A 20,444-nucleotide genomic window follows, 5' to 3' on the forward strand; every position below is an offset into this window, starting at 1 on the left:
GATCGCCGCGCCAATGCTCGCTATCAGAGCGCGAGGAGCCTTCTTCCCGATAGAGTGCGCGACGATCCTGTCGCTGAGGCGGGCGCTCAGCCCATTGCGAGCCCTCGGCCGCCCGATCGCCGCGCCAGGGTTCGTCCCCGAAACGCGAGGGGCCTTCTTCCCGATAGGGTGCGCCACGATCCTGTCGCTGAGGCGGGCGCTCAGCCCATTGCGAGCCCTCGGCCGCCCGATCGCCGCGCCAATGCTCGCTATCAGAGCGGGAAGAGCTTTCTTCCCGATAGGGTGCGCCACGATCCTGTCGCTGGGGCGGGCGCTCGCCCCTTTGCGAGCCCTCGGCCGCCCGATCGCCGCGCCAATGCTCGCCACCAGAGCGGGAAGAGCTTTCTTCCCGATAGGGTGCGCCACGATCCTGTCGCTGGGGCGGGCGCTCGCGGCGCCAGGGTTCATCCCCGAAACGCGAGGGGCCTTCTTCCCGATTGAATGCGCCACGATCCTGTCGCTGAGGCGGGCGCTCGCCCCTTTGCGAGCCCTCGGCCGCCCGATCGCCGCGCCAATGCTCGCCACCAGAGCGGGAAGAGCTTTCTTCCCGATAGGGTGCGCCACGATCCTGTCGCTGGGGCGGGCGCTCGCGGCGCCAGGGTTCATCCCCGAAACGCGAGGGGCCTTCTTCCCGATTGAATGCGCCACGATCCTGTCGCTGAGGCGGGCGCTCGCCCCTTTGCGAGCCCTCCGCCACCTGATCGCCGCGCCAGGGTTCATCCTCGAAATGCGACCAGCCTTCCTCCCTATCCAACCCGCGCCGCCTCCCGCGTGCGCCAACTGATGGATGAGGAGACGCGTCCCGCAGGATATCACTGGTGCGGACGGGTCCGCCCTCTGGATTTTCATGGTCGGAACGCATCCGCTCCATGAGCGAATTGAACTGTTGGCCACCTTGTCCAGAGGCAGGACCGCGGGCCCCCCCTATGTCCTGCGCGCCCCCAGCTCTGACTTGCCCACTGTACAAGCCACCACGTCGACCAATACCCGTCATAGCCAACCCCGAGTGCAAATGAAAATACAATTGCGCACGGTCATTCCTGTCGCATTGCACGCTGAGGGTATCATCATACTCGTGGTATCTGACGGAAGCCTGACTAGACCTCATGTTGGACGAGTATCGCAATAACCTGGCGAGAGATTTATTGCTTTGCGCGGCAACCACCACTGGCGCCTCACAGGTCGGCATGCGGGCAGGACGGGATGAGGTGGCTATGAAGGATCGACTGGATGACATTCTTCAACCGCGATCTTTGCCGGACGATCTGATTGCGCCGCGTCACTTGCCGGCGCAGCGCCTGTGTCGGCTCGTCCGGAATCCAGACTTCTGGCAGGAAGCCGCTGTCGCCAGAACGCCGGCATCGATCGTATCCGTCTTGATCTTGGCATAGGCAATGATGCGCACCTGCTTCGGGTTTGCGATCACCACTTCTGTACGTGCGGCGCGACAACCGCGGCGGCCGAGGACGCGTTGCCAGTGGCCTCTATCACCACGATGTCGCTCGGCGCCAGCTTTGCGGCAAACGCCTCTAGCAGTCGCGCCGCATGTCGACACGGCCCAGCCGCCTGAGCCTGCCGTCCTCCCACGCCACCGCCTCGGCGAAGGCGCGGTGGATATCCAGTCCGATGATGCACATGCCTGTTGCCTCCTTTCTGGCTCGGTCAAGAACGGGAGCTGGCGGGCAACACGACATCTACTGATCCGCGCTCGCAGCGCATCCGGGAAAGTCGCGAGGGGCGGCCATGTAACGAGCTCGGGCTCTCAGCCAACGGTCTAAAGACGGCCTGCCCGCACCTTCGTGCTCCCGGTGCCCCAGGTCCCGGATGGGCTCACCATAAGGCCGTTCCAAACAAAGAAACAGCAGGACGAATAGGCACCGCAGATCACATACCGGATAACGGCCAGGTCGAAAGAATGAACCGGACTATCAAGGATGCCACCTACTACGAGAGCCACGATCAGCTTCGCCAGCACCTTGCAGACTTCGTCTCCGCCTACAACTTCGCTCGTAGGCTGAAGACCCTCAACGGCCTCACGCCTTACCAGTTCATCTGCGAAGCTTGGGCCACAGAACAACAACGCTTCAAGCTAAATCCGCTCCAGCAAAATGCCGGGACTAAACACAAGGCTATGAGCAACTTGCGGGCGAGCGCTACGATCATCTTCGTTTTGCGTGCGGCGGTCGGACCTTCCGTTCGCGCCCGGTACCATTGGGCCAGAGCGCTATCCTTCTGGAAACGCAGAAAGCGCCAAGCAAGCTGGATCAGGCCGCGACGGACGCGGGCGTTACCTGCCTTCGCCAGTCCCTTCTGGCGCCGCTTGGAGCCACTTTCGTCGGGCGCGCCGGTCAGGCCGGCATAGCGCGCCACAGCCCGCCGGTCGCGAAGATTGCGGGAGAGCACCTCCTGAACCAGCATGTCTGCTGTCTCGATGCCGATGCCGATAATGCTGGCGATGAGACGCACCATCGCGTGCGGCCCCGCCGCCGGCTCCTGTTCGAGACGCGCAAGGCGGGCCTTCTCGATCGCTTTGATTTGCTCGCAGACCATGGCGAGCCGGGCCATGTCGCGCCGGAGCTCATCGATCGTATTGGGTAGCAGTGGCAGACCGTCCGGTGTCCGCAGCCCGTCAAGGCGCTGTACTGCCTTTCGCAATTTGGGATTGAAGCTGCGGATCCCGAGCCACGCCAGGATCGCCTTCATGCGGTTGATGATCCGCGTGCGCTCGCTGACCAGACTTTCCCGCTCACGGCTTGGACGCCTGGCATCCTCTTCCTCGAGCGTCGGAACTGCGACCATCCCGCAATGTCCACGCTCGCCGCGCAGCCAGCCCAGGAAGACGCGCATCAGCATCGCCGTGTCCAACCGATCGGTCTTCGCCCGACGATGTTCGCGCGACACCGCGACGCTAGTCGAATGGACGACGTGCACCTCGATGCCGCGCCTCTCCAGCCACCGCGCCAGCCAGAACCCATCGCGCCCGGCCTCGAAGGCCAGCGCAATCCGTTCGATTGCATTGCCCACCTTGACCGCCTCGTCACGCCACCGCTCCACCAGCCGCAGCAAAGCAATAGGATCAGGCTCCAACTTTTTCAGAGGCAAGCGTTCAATGCCGGGAACCTGTCCCGCCGCCAACCAACTCGATTCACTCATTTCAACAACGACGATTACGCTGCTATTTTGATCAAACGGGACGAGCGAACGGCTCAGATCGTCAACCTGGGTCAAACTCAGCGCGCGCGCAGCCAGTTCCTCTTGCGTCAGGTCCTGCTCATGGCCGCGAGGGGAAGGTGGGCGGCCGAGACCGCCCGGAGCCGGCAAAGCAGATCGGGCTCGGTCCATTGCGAAGCAGATCCTGCGGTCTCGGCCCGCCGGACGCCTTGTTGAAGGATTCGACTTGAGGACGTTTCTCGCTGAAGCTCCCCTTATCGTGACCTATCGGTGGCGAGAACGAGGAACCTGTGCCAGCAGCTGGCAGGGATCGACCTCCAGAATCTCCGCTAGTTCTAAAAACTCAATGACGTCCAAACGACGTTCACCGCCCTCATACTTTGCGACGAAGGACTGTGGGCGGCCCAGCGCCTGCGCAACCTGGAGCTGGGTCAGGCCCTTGTTCTTTCGCGCCGCAATCAGCTGTTTCAGCATCTGGCGCTGGCGAGATGATCGAAGGGATTTCGGCATTTTGCGAACCGGCCATGAAGGAACCGGCTCGCCGACTAATCCCAGTTTCGGAGTATCCCGTTTTAGGATATTGACCGGGCGTCAGGGCGGACGCGCGATCGTACAAACCGAGAGAGAGAATTGGGAAACAGATCGCGCCTCGAGCCTAATGAACCCGTTATCGACGAAGTCCCCTGGTCGGACAGTCTCACGGCCTACGACAGGGAGCATTTCACGATCTACATGCGGCTGCTGGATGCATCGGCCGACAACGCAAGCAAGGAAGAGATGGCGCAAGTCATTCTCGGCCTCGATCCGGTATGCGAACCGGAGCGAGCCCTAAAGTCGCTTGACAGTCATCTGCGACGTGCAAACTGGATGGTGAGGACGGGCTACAAGGCAATGTTCGGCAGCTGACCATTTGCTCGGGTGCGCCACACCGCATTTTCAAGTGAGCAGGTCCTTGTATCCATCGTTCATGAGGGCATGGCCGCGGCGTATGGCGCGACGGATCAGGTCGCGCAGATGATCGCGCGGATCTGCCCAATCGGCCCTGACGCGCGCTTGGCCAAGCAGGGCTTCGGCGATGACCCGGTGCGTTGCCCCCGACAGCGACCCATCGAGCGCACGAAGGACGAAGCGGAGACGTCGGCCACGCGCCTCCGCACGAAACAGGGTATTCGGCAGCCGTCCGCGCATCGCCAGGCTGTTGAGGCATTCAAGTGCCCATAGCCGATGCTTCGCCTGCCCGGCCGGCCAGATCGCGTCGACCTGCAGGCGCACGCGCTGAGCGACTGTCGCACCTGAAACCGCGAGCTGAAGATGTCGCTCAGCAGGGCGCAACAGAACGTGCTGGCGGCCGTTGCCTGCCAAAAGCACCGTGGCACGACATGGCGGCGCCGTCAGATCGAAAGCGGGCGGCGCGGCCGAGGAAGATGCCGGTTCGGCGGTGATCGGCAAGACGTAGGGACATTGGCGTGGACACCAGAATACACGCGCATCAGGCCGCAAGGAGTCCGCGAAACAAAACGCCCCACCGCGTCAGGTCGGCGCGCGACGCGATGATGTCGAGCGACCTTGGACTGCCCAGCCATTCGGCCCCCTCCAGTGCCTTGGCCAGATCGTTGCGGAATGCCGGATTGCGCCGCAAGAACTCCCAGGCCCACTCTCGCCGCGTCAGACGAAACGTATGCTGGTACGCCCTATCATCGCACCAGTCCGGCCAGTCGGCTCCGGTGTCCTCCACCGACCTCATGGACAAGCCCCACGGACAAACCGACCAGGCATCACATCGCGCCGCAGGCTATTGGCGCCCACAGAACCGGCCCATGGAAACCGCCATTGCGCCGAACGGAACCAAGCGTCTCGGCCGAGACGTCGAGATATCCGGCCACCGCGCGGGTTAGGCTGATCGCGTGCGGTTCGCCGATCCGCTCAAGCGGCCAGCCGGCGCGGCGCAGGATGCGCTCCATGCGCAGATCGGTGACCGTGACAATTCGCTCGAGACTGCATGACAGGCCGAATTCGATGATGCCGGCGAAGAGTTCGTAGGTGGCGACAGCCACGCCGCCGGCGCCCTTGGGGGTCGATGGCTGAAGATCGAGGGCAAAGCGGCTGCTTTCCCAGATATCCGGCTCGCTGGGCGCTGCCTTGCCTTCCAACAGCTCGGCAAAAGTGTTGCCCAGCATGGTGGGTCCGGTCGACGGAAGCAGCCGCGCGCATCCCTCGACAGCACCGCCGAAACCGCGCAAAAGGAGATAGTTCGGTTTCAAGGAATCGAAGCAATCGATCTCGTAGCGGCCGTTCGTCGGCACCTGCCAGTCCAGCCGCTCCTTGAAGACGCGGTAACGCAAGCGGTGCATTTCATGAAGTTCGTCGACAAAGTCGCCATAGCAATCGGGTGTAACAAGCTGAATCACGCTGGGCCTCCTTAAAGGGATCACCCTGGCATTGGAGGCGAACCTTCGGCACGAAGCATCCTGTGCAACTGTACAGGGTAAAGCTGCTTGTCAGAAAAGATCGTTGTTGGAAGCCGAAAGCTGCATCACGGCTTGCATGACTGTGCGCACGCCGAGCTTCTTCCTGGCATTGTCCAGATGATACGCGGCTGAACGGCGCTTGACGCCCAGGATACGGCCGGTCTCCCACGCTGACTTGCGGCGCGCCGCCCATTGCATGCACTCATATTCCCGCAGCGTCAGCGCAATACCACTTATCACTCGATCGGTAACAAGCTTGCGACGAATGTGAATATGGAAACAGGTCGCCATGAGTTGAAGCGCCTGTTCATAGCGCTCGGCGGCGAGCAGGAACGAGCGATTGGGTTCGTCAGCGGCAAAGGTCACGGCCGCGACACCGCCCCGGCGTTCGACAATCGCAATGGTCACACCGCAGCGGTCGGCTGTTCGGGAGCTGGTGGTTGAGGCGAAGCGAACCGTCCGGGTCGGCGCGCGGAAAGCGACCAGAGCGCGTTGACCAACGTCAAGCCGGCATCGCCGTGCAGTTTTCCGCGCACCGAGCAAGCGGATGGGCCATCGGATCGCCAGCGCTCGAGCTGGACGGCCGCGCAGCCGGTCCCCGCCATCAGCCGGGCAGCATTATGGAAAGCATGCTTGGCACCTCGTGCTGGGGGTCGAAAGGCAAGTCGACTGCCGTCAGTGCTCGTTTTTAGCCTGCTCCCGGCGCCAAGCATGCATGATCATCATGTTACGGCGTAACGCCGAGGGTGGCTGGCGGGCCAAGCAGCACGATGCCGACGCTGTCACCGACAAGAACGATGTCTCGCGGCGCGCAATCAACCAGCTTCGCGCTCGCCCTGCCCGCAGGCCAACCAGTGGCGTTCCGCGCCTGCGGGAACGAATATCCGGAGGCGTGATGGCATTGCGTCCCGACCGCGCTCGAAGGTGCCTTCCCTCACGTTACCGCCGGCCGGTGTCGCGTTTGAAGCCCATTGGTGCAGCTGGGAAGAGCTAAAATCACGCAATTGGTGGTGTTGACGCTCCGGCAGGCATGATAAAGATTGATTAAATCGATTGAGTTCCTTCGCGGCGGGGTTGCGACCATTTTGGGGAACATGGACGCAAAAGACACCAGAAAAGCCCGCGCCGGACGCAAGGCCAACGACGTCAAGGCGGATCTGATCGCTGTCGTGGTCGCGGTCACCGATGGGCACCCTTGCGTTCTCACCATTGGGCAGGCCAATGCACTTCCGTCGGACCCGTTCGAGTTCGATCACCGCTCGCTACAATCGGGCCTTCGGGCATGGGTCGAACAGCAAACCGGTCAGCCGCTTGGTTACATCGAGCAGCTCTACACATTCGCCGACCGCGACAGGATCGGCGCCGAAAACCCGCAACGTGTGATTTCGATCAGCTATCTCGCACTCACCCGGCAAGAATATGCCAGAGACTCGGCCAAGCCCTGCTGGGGGAGCTGGTACGATTACTTCCCGTGGGAGGACCATCGCTCCGGCACGCCGCCGGTGGTGCTGGATGTTCTGCGCCCCCGTCTGATCGAATGGGCGCAAGGCGCGCCAGAGGTCGAGGCGCGTCGCGAGCGCCAGCGGCGGGCAGCAGTCGCTTTCGGCTTCGACGATCTGGGCTGGAACGAGGAGCTCGTTCTTCAACGCTATGAGCTGCTCTATGAGGCTGCGTTGATTGAAGAGGCGGCTCGCGGCGGGCAGCATGCGGGTGCCCTCGCCCCGATGCCGGGCAGATCGATGGTCGCCGATCATCGCCGCATCCTGGCAACAGGTATTGCGCGGTTGCGCTCCAAAATCAAATACAGGCCCGTCGTGTTCGAGCTGATGGCGCCGGTTTTCACGCTTCTACAGCTGCAGCGAACCGTGGAGGCGCTCGCCGGCAGGCTCGTTAACAAGCCGAATTTCCGCCGCCTGATCGAGCAGCAGGAGCTAGTCGAGGAAACAGGCGAGACCACCACGGAAACCGGCGGGCGGCCCGCCAAGCTTTATCGCTTCCGTCATGCCATTCTCGACGAGACGGTCATAGCTGGGACAAAATTGCCGCTGGCGCGGTCTTGACATCCTTATAGTCGGTGTAGAAATATCCCCCTTATAACCAGATTGACTATAATTGGAGGCGCCGATGACGCGGGCGTTACCTACGGCCACCTCCCTATACGATCGCGTCAGCCGCGTGATTCCGTCAATCGAATGGTCGGCCTTCAGCGACGACATCGACGCAATCCTGGGGCTGAAGCGCCAACGCAACGCCGTCATCCTGGCCCACAACTATCAGACGCCGGAGATCTTTCATTGCGTGGCCGACATCGTCGGCGACAGCCTGGCTCTCGCCCGCAAGGCAATGACGGTCGAGGCGCAAGTCATCGTGCTCGCAGGCGTGCATTTCATGGCTGAGACGGCCAAGCTGCTCAATCCCGACAAGACAGTACTCATCCCGGATCTCGGCGCCGGCTGCTCGCTGGCCGACTCGATCACGGCATGGGACGTGCGGTTGATGCGTGAGCGTTATCCGGGAGTTCCGGTTGTCACCTATGTAAATACGTCCGCCGCCGTGAAGGCTGAGTCCGACATTTGCTGCACCTCGGGGAATGCGCTGGCGGTGGTGAAGTCGCTCGGCGCGCCTCGCGTGATCATGTTGCCCGACGAATATCTGGCGAGAAACATCGCCGCGCAGACAAAAGTCGAGATCATTGCCTGGAAGGGACGGTGCGAGGTGCATGAGCGCTTCGCAGCGTCCGACATTCAAGAGCTGCGCGAGGCCTATCCCGGCGTAACGGTGCTTGCTCACCCTGAATGTCCACCGGAGGTCGTGGCGGAGGCAGACTTCGCTGGCTCGACGGCGGCGATGTCGGACTACGTCGGACAGCACAAGCCAGCGCGTGTGATGCTCATGACGGAGTGCTCGATGAGTGACAACATTGCCGTCGAACATCCGGAAATCGAGTTTGTACGCCCCTGCAACCTGTGCCCGCACATGAAGCGCATCACGCTCGCCAACATCCGCAGCGCGCTCGAAGAAAACCGTCACGTCGTCACGATCGATCCCCATGTTGCTGAGCGGGCCCGTTGGGCTGTGGAGCGCATGCTCTTCGTATGACGCAAGAGATGCGTGACATTGGCGGGGCGCCAGTAATCATCGGCGCGGGCGTTGCCGGCCTGGTGACGGCGCTTCATCTGGCGCCGCAACCAGTCGTCCTTCTCTCCACGACCCCGCTTGGAACGGACGCCTCCAGCACGCTGGCCCAGGGCGGGCTCGCGGCGAGCGTCGGCGAAGACGACAGCCCCGAACTGCACCTCACCGATACGCTTGCCGCCGGCGATGGGCTTTGCGACGAAACGATGGCCAGGCGGGTGGTCGAGGCCCTACCTAACGCAATCGACCATCTCATTCGTCTGGGTGCTCCTTTCGACCGTGCGTTGGATGGGAAACTGCGGCTCGGCCTCGAGGCGGCGCATTCGCGCCGCCGGATCGTGCACGCCGCCGGCGACGCCACCGGCCGCGAGTTGTTCCGCACGCTCCTCGCCGCGATCCGGCGGACACGTTCGATCACGATCCTGGAAGGCGTGACAGCCCTTCGCCTCGTGGTTGCGGAGGGCGGCATTGTGGGCGTGTTGGCGGCCCGACATAGCGGTACCTTCGCACTGCCGACGCGACGCGTGGTGCTTGCGACCGGCGGCATCGGCGGCCTATTCAACGATACAACGAACCCACTTGGCTCATTCGGGCATGGTCTGGCGCTGGCTGCCTGCGCAGGCGCCGAGCTTGCCGATCTTGAATTCGTGCAGTTCCATCCGACCGCCCTCGACAGCCCCCGCCGACCAATGCCGCTTGTAAGCGAAGCCGTACGCGGCGAAGGTGCAGTGCTCGTCGACGAACACGGTCAGCGCTTCCTTGCCAATACGCCCGGCGCCGAGCTCGCCTCGCGTGACGTGGTCGCGCGGGCCATCTCCTGTCAGCTCACCGTGGGACGTCGTGTCTATCTCGACGCCCGGCAATGCCTCGGCCAGAAATTCGCCAGACGCTTTCCGGCGATCGACGCGGCTTGCCGGCAGGCCGGCATCGATCCCGCCATCGAGCCGATCCCGGTACGCCCGGCCGCGCACTATCACATGGGTGGCGTGGCCGTTGACGCTGAAGGGCGCAGTTCCGTCTCCGGCCTGTGGGCATGCGGCGAAGTTACATGCACCGGGCTGCACGGCGCCAACCGGCTGGCCAGCAACTCGCTTGCCGAGGCGGTCGCAACAGCCGCGTGGGTAGCGGCAAGCGTCGGTGGCACTTGCGCCGGCTGGCAGTGGCCCAGGCTTCCTTCAGCCGGTCCCTTGCGACCTGACCCTTCACCCCTACGCCAAGTCGTCTCGAATGCGCTTGGTATCATCCGCAATGGCAAGGGGCTACGCCAGGCCGTGGCGGCTCTGCTGCCGATCGCCGTTGGCGAGACGGCGGCGGCCGACCCGGGACTGGTGGCGATGTTGATCTCGATTGCGGCGCTTCGACGTGAGGAGAGCCGCGGCTCGCACCACCGATCCGATTTCCCCGGGCGCGGTGCTGCCGCCCTCCCCTCGCGACTGACGCTCTGCACAGCCTTTGAGAATGCCGTCGCGCTCAGCTGGCAAGCATCCGAACGGAGCTGTTGATATGACTTCACTTGCACCGCTTCCCCAGATCATCATGGAACCCATCGTGCGCAGTGCCCTCCTGGAAGATCTGGGCAGAGCTGGCGACATTACGAGCGACGCAATCATCCCAGCCGATTGCAAGGCGACGTTTGCGTTGAATGCCAGGCAGGCTGGCGTTGTTGCCGGGCTCGATCTGGTCATGTTTGCCTTCCTGCTGGTCGATCCTGGGATCAGCATACAGTTGCGGTGTCCCGAGGGTGGCAAAGTGTCGGCCGGAGAAACCATCGCGATGGTAAACGGGCCGGCGCGCAGCCTGCTAACGGCCGAGCGGACGGCGCTCAATTTCCTCTCCAGGCTGAGCGGCATTGCGACGGCTACCGCCGCGCTGGTGGATGCGGTACGCGGTCATAACGCAAAGATCGTGTGCACACGAAAGACGACACCCGGCCTACGTGCTCTGGAAAAATATGCGGTGCGCGCTGGCGGCGGCGCCAATCACCGCTTCGCACTCGACGACGCCGTGCTCATCAAGGACAACCACATCGCCGTTGCCGGCGACATCCGCACCGCAATCGAGCGCGCGCGCGGCGCGATTGGCCACATGGTGAAGATCGAGGTCGAGGTCGACACGCTTGACCAACTCGAGATGGCGCTTCAGGCGAGCGTCGACGCCGTACTGCTCGATAACATGTCCCTCGAGGATCTTGGCCAGGCCGTGGCGATGGTCGGCGGCCGGGCTATCACCGAGGCGTCGGGTCGGGTGACACCGAAAACGGCTTCGGCAATTGCGGCGACCGGCGTCGACCTTATCTCGGTCGGCTGGCTTACCCACAGCGCTCCCATCCTCGACATTGGCCTGGACATGCCAGCCAACCGGAATTGTAGCAGGCATCTGAACTGAGGGAGAGGACATGAACCGGAACCGCAGGAACTCCTTTGGCCGCAGACTAACTTGCGCCAGCACGTCCCCAGTTCCACCGACCGTCGACGCAAGCCTGCTAGCTGCACGACCACACAGTTCAACCGGCGAGGCGGGAGTGACGGGCCAGGAGCAAACAAAAGACTGCGTGGACGTACTTGGCTCTATCATATGCCGGCTCGACGAACTGCGCCAGATGGCGGCCTCCCACGGGCTGGAAACACTCAGTTTTCTACTGGACGTCGCCTTCACCGAATCCTGTGACGCGATTAGAAGGGAGCGTTCCTCCGCTCAAGGCGAAACAATGGATGCCGCGGTCCGCGCTGACGACGTGAGTTGAGCCATTGCCGGCAGCAGCTGGGGTCTTCTGTTTTGAACGAAACCGGTAATCGCCTTTCCACACGAGTACTTCTGGCTGGGCCAAGGGGATAGGTTTGTCGATCGGCAAGGCGGCGGCCCGCGGCCGCTGAGCGAGCGTGATGTGACGTTGCTCGCCGACCTCGCGCGCCTCGTCGAGCCCCGCGACGCAGGGCGATCCGGAGCGTCCGCTGCTGTGGGTGTCGAAGAGCCGCGACAAGCTGGCGTCGGCGCTCGTTGACATGGGCCACGCGATCAGCCCCAACAGCGTGCGCAAACTGCTCACCGAGCTCGGTTTCTCGCGCCAGTCCAACCGCAAGGCGGAAGAAGGCTCCAAGCATCCCCACTGCAACGCCCAGTTCGAGCACATCAACGCCAAGGTCATCGCGGCGCAAGCGGCGGGCCAGCCCGTCATCTCGGTCGAAACCAAGAAGAATGAGCTCGTCGGCAACTTCAAGAATGGCGGAACCGATTATCGCCCGAAAGGCGACCCGCACCGCGTGAACGTGCACGACTTCGAGGACAAGAAGCTCGGCAAGGACGACGTGAGCGCCAACGCCGGCTTCGTCAGCATCGGGATCACGAGCGATATGGCCGAGTTCGCCGTGCAATCGATCCGTTGCTGGCTCGAACGGTGCGCGCGTGCGGCTCTGGAAGGTCGAGCTGCAAAGGCTTGCCGACGAGACGGTGCTGGTGATCCGCGTCCACCACTATCCGCCGGTCACATCGAAGTGGAACAAGGTTGAGCATCGGCTGTTCGCTGTTCTGCCACATCACGCAGAACTGGCGCGGCCGGCCACTCACGGATCGCATAGCAGTGGTCGAACTGATCGGCGCCACCTCGACAAAGGCCGGTCTCAAAGTCGAGAGCGCACTCGACACGCGCAGCTACCAGAAGGGTATCAAGGTCAGCAATGCCGAGATGAAGCGCCTCGACATCACAAGCGATCAGTTCCATCCTGAATGGAACTACTCAATCAAACCGGGGCGGTCGCTAAAATCGTAGCGCTTATCGCTGCAGGTGTCCTAAGGAAGCAAAGCCGGCCGTTTTTTCTCCGCCATCCGCTCCGACGACGATCGCGCGGGGAGCGCCCAGATCCATCCGACCTGCTAATGAAAAGATCGAGAAGCACCAACGCAACGCCGGCCATCAAAACTTCAGACGGCGCCAGAATCCCAGGCCAGACCGGAACGAGGCAGGGGCCGTCCGGTACCAGGTCGTTTGCTACGTGAGCGATCAGCCAGTTCGATGCCGGAACGTGGGCCATGAAGTTGGCCAGCGCCAAGCACGCCGGTCAATCCTATTCGGCGGCGCAAGTCAAAGCCGCTCGTCCTGAAATTCGCCGGTCTCTGTCAGATCGGCTTGAACATGCTTTCCGCTGAGTCGGATTTCAAACGCGCCCAGAACTCAATGGCATACCGATCCGTCATCCCCGCCACGAAATCGCACACTTCGCGGGCCCGACCAGTGATGTTGTCTGCCTTGTTGAAACGCTCTCTGACGTCCTCTGGCATCAGAATATCGCCCTTGTCAGCCATCAGCGCTTCGAAAAGATCGGTCACAACATCGTAACCTCGATATTCGCCCAGCTTCACGCGCGGGGCATAGATAGCGGCCTCATAGGTGTACTGTTTCAAGACTTCCTTCCGGCGCAATCGCCCTTTGGACAGCTTCACTTGGCTCAGAGGCGGACATTGCTCGTTGTAATCCAGCTCCACTGACGAGATGAATTCGTGCACCAGCTGCGACGACAACTCTGTGCGGTTGTATCCGTCATCACTGATCAGTCTGGACGTCTTATAAACAGCGGTAAATCGCTTGAATCCTTCCCGCTCGGCCTCCAGCTTCTGTCTTCTGGCCGCCTCGGCTGGCTGCAGACTGTCGCGATCCTCGTGGTCGCGCATTCCAGCGCCATCCGGACTCCCAGTCACATCTACCCCCGCGCCACTTTCATCGTTATCGGGCTCGCCCTGGAACAGTCCGGCAAAGATATCGAAGAATACGTCGAGCACATCTTCCTTGCTGACGTCCTCCTTGATCTGCTTCGATACGCTCGCTGCCACCTTGTCCAACAGCGCATCCTTGGTCGCTAGGATCTTCGCAGGGCTGAGGAACCCCACCTTCAGGCAGTCTTCAAGATCGTAGACGGAATATGCAATGTCGTCTGCCAGATCCATTATCGAGCATTCGAGCGACTTGAACTCTTTTCCGCGCTTCAGTTTGAAGTCGCCCACTACCGAGCTTTTGATGTTCTCGACGATCGTTTTTTCCGTAGCGTAGTAGCCCTTCTCGACCTTTGAGCCTTCAGGGCGCACGGCTTTGATCATGTTGTCGTACTTCAGGATAGAAGCCAGCGTCCGATGGCAGAGATTTAGACCGGCCCTTATATCTCCATCGCCATCGAGAGGTTTGGCGTATTTGACCTTCTTCTCCAGCCTGGTCAGAATTCGCAAGGTTTGGGCATTGCCCTCAAACCCGCCATATTCAAGCATCGCATTGTCGAGCGCCCCTTCACCGTTGTGACCGAATGGCGGATGGCCAATGTCGTGAACCAGACCAGCGGCGAAACACAACCTGACGTCAATCGGTTCAGGCAAAGTAGTCTTGTATGTGTAGTTGATGAACTCGGCTATTCCCTGGGCTATCTGGGCCACTTCAAGCGAATGTGTCAGACGGCTCCTGAAAAAATCGGACTCGCGGCTGGGGAATACCTGTGTCTTTCCCTGCTGACGGCGGAAGCTGGCGCTGTGAATGATCCGACCGTGATCTCGGGAGTAATTGTGCCGGTAGTCCTTATTTTGGGGGTCCGCGCCGCCGCGGACCACTTCCCTGGTTTCATCGTTGCTCGTGTAGAGCTTAATCTTGCTTTTCGGCGCTGTTTTTGACGGGCTCTTTGGCGGTTTTGCCATCGTTCTCTGTCTCTTCCCTCATGCGGCGTTCGAAGCGCATGCGAAGAGCCCTATCCAAGGTTCCGAGCTGCGACTCAGCATCTTTACGAGCGTTTGCGATAGCGGTCAAAAGCATCTTCGTTTCCCTTTGTTTACCATTGTGGATACTTTATATTTTTATTGTGTTCTCATTATGTTCCGATTTCACGCAAGCGTCAATTAGAGTCTTGGTCAGCAACCAGACGCATTCGTGTCGGCACACTGGCCTGTCGGACGACATCCGCGATGTGACTTGTCAGGCCGACCTCCCCCTCCAGTATCAGGCCATGGCCGAACGGAATCATTGTGAGAGCTACTCGTAGCGCTTCCAGGCCATCTCGAACATCGAAACTTTTCCATTCCGCAGCCTCTCCCGGGACAATTGTTGCACCGGATGAAACGCTGCGCCCCTTATGCAGTTGCAGCAGCCACGCGGTGCGACCGTCATATGCCCATTCGAATCTCACTGCACCAAGTTGAGCGGAAGTTCGTTGATAGAGAGTTTCAACTGCACTCAGAACTTCAGGTGGAAGTTCTTGAGGCGCCTTCTTGCCGAGCATGAAGGCGTCGCCGGCGCCAAGAACTCCCTCGACGTGGAGGTTTCCCTCAGCGTCGCAAATCGCAGCACCCGACCAGGTCGCGGGGACGCCTTCCTGCGCAATGACTGACGCAATTGCGCGATGATCAGGGTCTTCCGCATTCAGGAGCTTGAACGGGTCAGTCCAACCTCGAACAGTCGTGAAATGGCCCGGCACCTGTTCGGTCGGACATGTCCGTGTCCAAATTTCGCGGGTTCCCGTGCTCTCGCCGAACGAGAATGGAGCGACCCGGCGAGAAATAACTGTCGTCCGCGGCACGGGCACGCCGGCAAGATGACCGATCAGCAACCCGTACGCCTTGTCTCCAAGCAGGCGGGAGAAGCCATTTGGCCATCTCGGCTCCACGTCAGCGGCATGCATGGCTTCGTTCTCACCGAATTCCCAATATATGACATGGGATTGACGATAGCCGCGCGGCTTGGGGTGAAGGCTGAACTCAAGGCGCGCAGATTTTGCTGACGCGAAGTCGGGACCAAATCCGTAGACTATGTCGAACAGCCGGCGCGCCCAGTCAGAGCGTAGCGTCGCGAAACCCGCTTTCTCGACCCCGCGTGGCGTAACATCGGGACCAAATTCAACGATGTCATCAAGGATCACCCCCGAAACTCCGCCATCGCTGACATCAATAGTCTCGTTGACAATCGTGAACCAGCCTGCGGCAGAGAGACGCTCAACCGCAGCCACGACATCAAGTGGCGAGGAAAGTCCGTAAAGAAACTCGGCACTCTGAGGCCGGTGTTCGTTGAAGCTCCGGACGTTGAGTGTGCCTTCGACGCTCCTCAAATAGAGAGCCCCGATCGCCTCCGCCGGCGTATCGAAGTGCTGATCGGCCGGCAGCCCAGCGAGCCGGGCAAACTGCTGTATCGGAGCCCCGGCTTTCGGTGCGAAACTCACGAATTGCGCGACATTGAATTGTTCAGCCAGTCGCGCCAGCACAGCATCCTTGCGGAAGGCAGAGGGGCGGTCGCTCATGTAGCTCGATCGATCAGGCATGGCAGTCGGTTCATTGTGCTGGCTCGGAAATGGACACGACGAGAAGATGTGAGGCCGCCACCTTAGCGCCTTTTGTACGAACTGGACCAGCAGCGACGGCTCTATCGTGTGGAAAGAGTGCTTCTTGACGTCGCTGGGGGCTAAGTTGCCACAATGCGACGGCGGCGACTATAGACTCCACGCCCCTCACGACATGTCGGCCAGACCGCGAAGAATATTCATTATATGTATTCTTCTTTCCGGCCTTGTCTCAGCGAGGCGTCGAACGATTGCATCGATCTCCGAACTCGAAACCGCTTCCTTCATGGAATGGACTGAAAGCCAGGATGTCAGCCTCCGCTCCAGCTTAACGGTCATTTTAACACGAAAATTCAAAACTTTACTGATGTACGATTGCGTGTAACCACAAGACAATGCCAGCTGCACCTGGCCTATACCGAGCCGGTCCATAGCCTCTCGTACCTCGTTCAGCAGCGTGGTGTTTTCCGTTGTCATTTTGATCAAAATTGTCTATGAATTATATGAATAGAGATTGGAATCGAGAGATGCAACAGGTTATCTCGCTGAAGGAAGGGCAGCCGATCTTCCTGCACCTGCCGGATGCCGATGCTGAGGTCATGCCGTCGGTCCCCTGGGGGAATTTCACAGCAGTGTTCACCCCGGCTTTCTGGGCAACTCAAGTTTGGATGGACGCGCTTGACGTGCCCGACGAGAGCGGACTTGGCGAAACGCTCGCGGAGGAAGTGGTCGCGTGCCTTCTTGGCGGGCACGGCGCCCCTGCTGAGGTTGGCCTTGCTGCCTATGATCGCGTCCGCTCCTATATGCGCGCGAACGGCCCTCGCCTGTCTCTAGCCCAGGCGGAAGCATTGCTATCAGAACCGCTATCAGTCCTCGGACGATCCGTGCGATACCGCTTCGCAAAGCAACGTGCCGGCTATCTGCACGGATGCCTTGAAGGCGTTCCGATGATTGACGAGGCCCAGTTGAATGACAGAGAGCTGCGCGATAGTCTTTGTTCCCTGCCTGGGATCGGTCCGAAGACCGCATCATGGGTAGTTCGCAATCGTCGACGCAGCGACGACGTTGCTATACTCGACGTTCATATCATCCGCGCCTGCCGCCAAATAGGCGTTTTCCCGGCAAATGCTAATCCAGCTACCGATTATTTCGGACTGGAGAAGAAATATCTGGATTTCAGCTCTGCAATTGGAGTCCGAGCATCGATGCTTGACGCCGTAATGTGGAAAATCATGCGAAGCGTGCATCCGCGCCTCCTACAAACGTTGATGAATGTATCGAATCAGGCTCTAGTCCTCCCGCACTAAGCGAGGAGGACTGGACATGAGCGGTGGCGGCGGAGGCAGTGGACGGAATGATCTCGGTCCCGCTGTCGGAGGCGGATTTGATCAATGCAGCCGCGAATACCAGACCCCCGTGAACAGTCCGAAGCCTTCGGTTCTTGGGCCGCTTAACGTCGGCGACGTTCTGGATGTCGATGTTGTCGCCATAGGCAGTTCTTCAACGCTTGTCGTACGGGATGCCCGCGGAAACCTCGGCGGGTCGCTCACGTTCGTTGGCTATCTGCAGGTGATCAACTGCATCGTCCAGCAGGCGGTGCCCTATAAAGCTGAGATTCTGTCGATCTCCGGCGGCGTCTATACGGTCAGGGTCTACCCGGTGTGAGCCGCGACGTAACCGTTGCAGGCGGTGTCTACCATGAGCGTTGCCTGCAACCCGAATGGGATCATATCTTCGGGTCGGCAGGACGCGCCGCGTTTTCGATCGCGCAGCTTGCAAGTGGCCGCGTGCAATTACGAGGTTACGCCAACAGCCGGCTCAGCGATCGGATTGCTGTTGAGGCAGAACTCGCTGACGTGCAACTGGATCTTCTGGGGACCGAGCAGGCAGTCACTTTCGATTATGTCCATACGCTCTCGATACCGCTTATCTCGCCGCCACCGGCATTGCTGAAGAGACTACCAGACATCAAGGTCGAGAACAGTATCGTCATCCGCTACGGGATGATCGAATCAGACGTCGTCGTGTCCGCGAACATCGCAGTATACGACCCTCAATCCGCGTTCGACGCCCAACCGTTCAGACGAAACGGTTCGTCGGCAGCTAGGCTCGGTGTGGTTCTCAACCGGTTGGAGATGCGGTCCATCACCGGCACCGACAATCCGCGCGACGGCGCCAATTGGCTGTTTCACAATGACGGCGCCGAAGTCGTTGTCTTGAAGATGGGCGCACTGGGAGCATTGGTCCTCACGCCTGACCACCAACAACAGATTCCGCTCTACGAATCGGATTCAGTCTGGAAGCTCGGGTCAGGCGACGTGTTTTCCTCAACGTTTGCCGGTTTGTGGGCGATAGAGGGGAGGGACCCGGTCGAAGCCGCGGATTTGGCGTCGCGCGCAACCGCTTGGTACTGCAACTCGCGAACCCTTCCGCCTCCCACTCCAGATGGTTTGATGTCCGCCAGGGCAACACCGATCAAGCCTGGCTCCGGACGCATATACCTTGCCGCACCTTTCTTTGACCTTGGACAACGCTGGCTGGTCGAAGAGGCGAGGCTCGCACTCATTGATGCCGGCGCAGACGTTTTCTCGCCCGTACATGAAATCGGACCCGGCAAGGCCGACGTCGTCGCTCCTGCGGATCTGATCGGTTTGGACGGCTGCGACGTCATCTTCGCAATACTTAATGGCATGGACCCCGGAACCGTATTCGAAGTCGGGTACGCGAGAAAAAAAGGCATCCCGATCGTGGCATTGGCGGAGAACGAGAAGGAGGAAGACCTAAAGATGTTCGTGGGCTCGGGGACGATCGTGGCTCAGGACTTCGTGACCGCGATCTACAAGGCGATATGGAGCCTGCCTAAATGAGGACGGCATTGCTTCTCTCTGGAGGCATGGACTCGGTCAGCATCGCTTGGTGGAAGCGCCCGGACGTTGCCATCACCATCGACTATGGGCAGAAGCCGGCTGAGGCTGAAATCGTCGCCGCCGGCCAAGTCGCGCGACTCCTCAATACCCCCCACGAAGTCATTCGCGTCGATTGCTCGGCTCTAGGATCTGGGGACATGGCGGGCCGTGCGCCGTCTGAGGTCGCGCCAGTGTCGGAATGGTGGCCATTCCGCAATCAGCTGCTGATTACGCTCGCCGGCATGGCCGCGGTGAAGAGTGGGATTAAACGCCTCCTTATCGGCGCCCTCGCCACCGACGGCGTCCACGCCGACGGGCGTCCCGATTTTGTCGAGCATATCTCGAAGCTGCTGGCGCTCCAGGAAGGCGGCATCACTGTAGAAGCTCCGGCGATCGAGCTGGATGCGGTCGAACTGGTGCGAACATCCGAGATCGACCAAGCGACCCTCGCCTGGGCGCACTCGTGTCACGTCGGGAATTACGCCTGCGGCAAATGCAGGGGTTGCGTTAAGCATTACAACACGTGGTCGGCTCTTGGCTGGACGCCTCACTGAAGAAGCTGCTCCCCGGGAGCAGCCAGGTGACTGGTCTGCCTGGTTGCCGGCAGGCGCGTTGATACGTGAGCTTCCCAAGCCGGAAGAGCAGCGCGATCGGTCATTTATAGACGTAATGGAGTCGCGGCGGTCTGCCACTGGGGGGCCGGTAAGCTGGCAAGAGATTGAAGCATTGCTTTGGTACGCGTGCAGGACTCGCGAATTTCGCGGGATCGGGCGTGCCGGCGTGCCTTTAGAACACCGTATTTCACCCTCCGCAGGTGGATTGCACGCCATCCAGATCATCTGTCAGATGTCGAACAGCGATCGTGCGGCACGCGCTTACCTGCCCACGAGACACGCTGCGGCTTTACTCTGCGTCTCATCCCAGGCAGCCGAGCTCAACAGAGAGCAGGTGAAAGCGGTATTGGGGATCGCATCAGGCTGCACACTTCGGTTGATAGCAGACCTTTCCAAAATCGATGCAGCCTATGTGAATGAAGAAAGCTTGGCTTGGCGCGATGCCGGTGTTGTTAGCGCGACCCTAAGTTTCGTAGCGGAGTGGCTTGGCCTGCGCTCGAACGTGCTGGGCTTTTCAGGCAATGCCTATCTGCCCTTGATTGGGTTTCCAACAAACCGCTTCATGGCCGTCGGGGCCGTGCAGATCTCCAGTTCCGCATAGCAGTCGCACCAAACGACAACCTAGAGATCGATGCATCGCCAAACCAAATCAGTGTGCGGGATCACTGCATAATACAGAGCTGGCTTCGTTTGTTTGGACAGCGCCCTGCGGAATTTAAGTGGTTTCCTGCCGGGTTACGTGAACGCAGCGCTTTGCGATTTTGCTGCGGCGTCGGAAGGGCGAAGCCCGACCAGAGCTGCAGCAAAATCGCG

18 protein-coding genes and 4 pseudogenes are annotated in these 20,444 nt (G+C 60.7%); 13 read left to right on the plus strand and 9 right to left on the minus strand.

The annotated features are described in order from the left end of the window. Positions 1-13 precede the first annotated feature (13 nt). On the plus strand, positions 14-823 hold the full coding sequence (locus CGZ66_RS40995; protein ID WP_245331277.1) for a hypothetical protein: 810 nt from the start codon (positions 14-16) through the stop codon (positions 821-823). A 394-nt stretch (positions 824-1,217) separates the two neighbouring features. On the opposite strand, the pseudogene CGZ66_RS28955 reads toward CGZ66_RS40995, so the two are convergent. Then, positions 1,218-1,676, minus strand: a pseudogene (locus CGZ66_RS28955) (IS110 family transposase); the annotation flags it as partial. A gap of 230 nt (positions 1,677-1,906) precedes the next feature. Between CGZ66_RS28955 and CGZ66_RS28960 the strand changes: the two are divergent. Further along, positions 1,907-2,137: pseudogene (locus CGZ66_RS28960) on the plus strand (integrase core domain-containing protein); the annotation flags it as partial. Here the strand turns inward: CGZ66_RS28960 and CGZ66_RS28965 are convergent. Both CGZ66_RS28965 and CGZ66_RS28970 read right to left on the minus strand, forming a co-directional pair. Next, positions 2,080-3,267 (minus strand): IS110 family RNA-guided transposase, encoded by a 1,188-nt coding sequence (locus CGZ66_RS28965; protein WP_245331278.1) that lies wholly within the window; start codon positions 3,265-3,267, stop codon positions 2,080-2,082. The pseudogene CGZ66_RS28960 and the gene CGZ66_RS28965 overlap by 58 nt on opposite strands. Positions 3,268-3,474: 207 nt before the next feature. Continuing rightward, a complete protein-coding gene (locus tag CGZ66_RS28970; protein ID WP_095090258.1) occupies positions 3,475-3,720 on the minus strand; it encodes a helix-turn-helix domain-containing protein in 246 nt (81 codons plus the stop codon). Between the two features lie 120 nt (positions 3,721-3,840). Between CGZ66_RS28970 and CGZ66_RS28975 the strand changes: the two genes are divergently transcribed. Further along, the gene (locus CGZ66_RS28975; protein ID WP_095090259.1) at positions 3,841-4,116 is read left to right on the plus strand and encodes a DNA -binding domain-containing protein; all 276 of its coding nucleotides are present in this window, start codon (positions 3,841-3,843) and stop codon (positions 4,114-4,116) included. A 30-nt stretch (positions 4,117-4,146) separates the two neighbouring features. On the opposite strand, the gene CGZ66_RS28980 is transcribed toward CGZ66_RS28975, so the two are convergent. From CGZ66_RS28980 to CGZ66_RS28990, 4 genes and pseudogenes are all read right to left on the minus strand, one after another. Beyond that, positions 4,147-4,659, minus strand: coding sequence for a DUF2285 domain-containing protein (locus CGZ66_RS28980; protein WP_245331279.1), 513 nt, complete (start codon positions 4,657-4,659; stop codon positions 4,147-4,149). A gap of 40 nt (positions 4,660-4,699) precedes the next feature. Then, positions 4,700-4,954 carry a transcriptional regulator domain-containing protein gene (locus CGZ66_RS39465; protein ID WP_143748885.1) on the minus strand — a complete coding sequence of 85 codons (255 nt, stop codon included), beginning with the start codon at positions 4,952-4,954 and terminating at the stop codon, positions 4,700-4,702. A gap of 31 nt (positions 4,955-4,985) precedes the next feature. Continuing rightward, positions 4,986-5,618, minus strand: a complete 633-nt coding sequence (locus CGZ66_RS28985; RefSeq protein WP_095090261.1) for an acyl-homoserine-lactone synthase — start codon at positions 5,616-5,618, stop codon at positions 4,986-4,988. A 90-nt stretch (positions 5,619-5,708) separates the two neighbouring features. Continuing rightward, positions 5,709-6,092: pseudogene (locus tag CGZ66_RS28990) on the minus strand (helix-turn-helix transcriptional regulator); the annotation flags it as partial. A gap of 680 nt (positions 6,093-6,772) precedes the next feature. Between CGZ66_RS28990 and CGZ66_RS28995 the strand changes: the two are divergent. The 5 genes and pseudogenes from CGZ66_RS28995 to CGZ66_RS41795 all read left to right on the plus strand — a co-directional run. Next, a complete protein-coding gene (locus tag CGZ66_RS28995) occupies positions 6,773-7,738 on the plus strand; it encodes an NUDIX hydrolase (protein ID WP_095090263.1) in 966 nt (321 codons plus the stop codon). A 64-nt stretch (positions 7,739-7,802) separates the two neighbouring features. Beyond that, positions 7,803-8,777, plus strand: a complete 975-nt coding sequence (gene nadA, locus CGZ66_RS29000) for a quinolinate synthase NadA (protein ID WP_095090264.1) — start codon at positions 7,803-7,805, stop codon at positions 8,775-8,777. Then, positions 8,774-10,315, plus strand: a complete 1,542-nt coding sequence (locus tag CGZ66_RS29005; RefSeq protein WP_095090265.1) for an L-aspartate oxidase — start codon at positions 8,774-8,776, stop codon at positions 10,313-10,315. Before nadA ends, CGZ66_RS29005 begins: the two co-directional genes overlap by 4 nt. A 1-nt stretch (position 10,316) precedes the next feature. Continuing rightward, the gene (gene nadC, locus CGZ66_RS29010; RefSeq protein ID WP_095090266.1) at positions 10,317-11,198 is read left to right on the plus strand and encodes a carboxylating nicotinate-nucleotide diphosphorylase; all 882 of its coding nucleotides are present in this window, start codon (positions 10,317-10,319) and stop codon (positions 11,196-11,198) included. A 454-nt stretch (positions 11,199-11,652) separates the two neighbouring features. Then, a pseudogene (locus CGZ66_RS41795) lies at positions 11,653-12,579 on the plus strand (ISAzo13-like element transposase-related protein); the annotation flags it as partial. A 347-nt stretch (positions 12,580-12,926) separates the two neighbouring features. Here the strand turns inward: CGZ66_RS41795 and dgt are convergent. Together dgt and CGZ66_RS29035 are read right to left on the minus strand one after the other, a co-directional pair. Next, the gene (dgt, locus tag CGZ66_RS29030; protein ID WP_095090270.1) at positions 12,927-14,483 is read right to left on the minus strand and encodes a dGTP triphosphohydrolase; all 1,557 of its coding nucleotides are present in this window, start codon (positions 14,481-14,483) and stop codon (positions 12,927-12,929) included. Positions 14,484-14,677: 194 nt separating this feature from the next. Continuing rightward, a complete protein-coding gene (locus CGZ66_RS29035) occupies positions 14,678-16,093 on the minus strand; it encodes a hypothetical protein (protein WP_095090271.1) in 1,416 nt (471 codons plus the stop codon). A 545-nt stretch (positions 16,094-16,638) separates the two neighbouring features. Here CGZ66_RS29035 and CGZ66_RS29045 point away from each other — a divergent pair. Genes CGZ66_RS29045 through CGZ66_RS39475 form a run of 5 tightly spaced genes read left to right on the plus strand, consistent with a single transcriptional unit; the run spans position 16,639 to position 20,232 of the window. Then, the gene (locus CGZ66_RS29045) at positions 16,639-17,418 is read left to right on the plus strand and encodes an endonuclease III domain-containing protein (RefSeq protein WP_245331281.1); all 780 of its coding nucleotides are present in this window, start codon (positions 16,639-16,641) and stop codon (positions 17,416-17,418) included. A gap of 16 nt (positions 17,419-17,434) precedes the next feature. Next, positions 17,435-17,776 carry a hypothetical protein gene (locus CGZ66_RS29050; RefSeq protein WP_143748887.1) on the plus strand — a complete coding sequence of 114 codons (342 nt, stop codon included), beginning with the start codon at positions 17,435-17,437 and terminating at the stop codon, positions 17,774-17,776. Continuing rightward, on the plus strand, positions 17,773-18,978 hold the full coding sequence (locus CGZ66_RS29055) for a PfkB family carbohydrate kinase (RefSeq protein WP_095090275.1): 1,206 nt from the start codon (positions 17,773-17,775) through the stop codon (positions 18,976-18,978). Before CGZ66_RS29050 ends, CGZ66_RS29055 begins: the two co-directional genes overlap by 4 nt. Continuing rightward, on the plus strand, positions 18,975-19,571 hold the full coding sequence (locus CGZ66_RS29060; protein WP_095090276.1) for a 7-cyano-7-deazaguanine synthase: 597 nt from the start codon (positions 18,975-18,977) through the stop codon (positions 19,569-19,571). Before CGZ66_RS29055 ends, CGZ66_RS29060 begins: the two co-directional genes overlap by 4 nt. Continuing rightward, on the plus strand, positions 19,552-20,232 hold the full coding sequence (locus tag CGZ66_RS39475; RefSeq protein WP_143748888.1) for a nitroreductase family protein: 681 nt from the start codon (positions 19,552-19,554) through the stop codon (positions 20,230-20,232). The genes CGZ66_RS29060 and CGZ66_RS39475 overlap by 20 nt, the downstream gene beginning before the upstream one ends. Positions 20,233-20,444 lie beyond the last annotated feature (212 nt).

It is taken from the genome of Mesorhizobium sophorae, from assembly GCF_002270415.1.
GTDB classification, from domain to species: Bacteria; Pseudomonadota; Alphaproteobacteria; order Rhizobiales; family Rhizobiaceae; genus Mesorhizobium; species Mesorhizobium sophorae.

Excerpts from the sequence above, each read along its gene's own strand:
- CGZ66_RS29050 (WP_143748887.1), top strand. The coding sequence starts at position 17,435 with ATGAGCGGTGGCGGCGGAGGCAGTGGACGGAATGATCTCGGTCCCGCT.
- CGZ66_RS29035 (WP_095090271.1), bottom strand. The coding sequence starts at position 16,093 with ATGCCTGATCGATCGAGCTACATGAGCGACCGCCCCTCTGCCTTCCGC.
- CGZ66_RS40995 (WP_245331277.1), top strand. The coding sequence starts at position 14 with ATGCTCGCTATCAGAGCGCGAGGAGCCTTCTTCCCGATAGAGTGCGCG.
- CGZ66_RS29045 (WP_245331281.1), top strand. The coding sequence starts at position 16,639 with ATGCAACAGGTTATCTCGCTGAAGGAAGGGCAGCCGATCTTCCTGCAC.
- CGZ66_RS28970 (WP_095090258.1), bottom strand. The coding sequence starts at position 3,720 with ATGCCGAAATCCCTTCGATCATCTCGCCAGCGCCAGATGCTGAAACAG.
- CGZ66_RS28995 (WP_095090263.1), top strand. The coding sequence starts at position 6,773 with ATGGACGCAAAAGACACCAGAAAAGCCCGCGCCGGACGCAAGGCCAAC.
- CGZ66_RS39465 (WP_143748885.1), bottom strand. The coding sequence starts at position 4,954 with ATGAGGTCGGTGGAGGACACCGGAGCCGACTGGCCGGACTGGTGCGAT.
- dgt (WP_095090270.1), bottom strand. The coding sequence starts at position 14,483 with ATGGCAAAACCGCCAAAGAGCCCGTCAAAAACAGCGCCGAAAAGCAAG.
- CGZ66_RS29060 (WP_095090276.1), top strand. The coding sequence starts at position 18,975 with ATGAGGACGGCATTGCTTCTCTCTGGAGGCATGGACTCGGTCAGCATC.
- nadA (WP_095090264.1), top strand. The coding sequence starts at position 7,803 with ATGACGCGGGCGTTACCTACGGCCACCTCCCTATACGATCGCGTCAGC.
- nadC (WP_095090266.1), top strand. The coding sequence starts at position 10,317 with ATGACTTCACTTGCACCGCTTCCCCAGATCATCATGGAACCCATCGTG.
- CGZ66_RS29005 (WP_095090265.1), top strand. The coding sequence starts at position 8,774 with ATGACGCAAGAGATGCGTGACATTGGCGGGGCGCCAGTAATCATCGGC.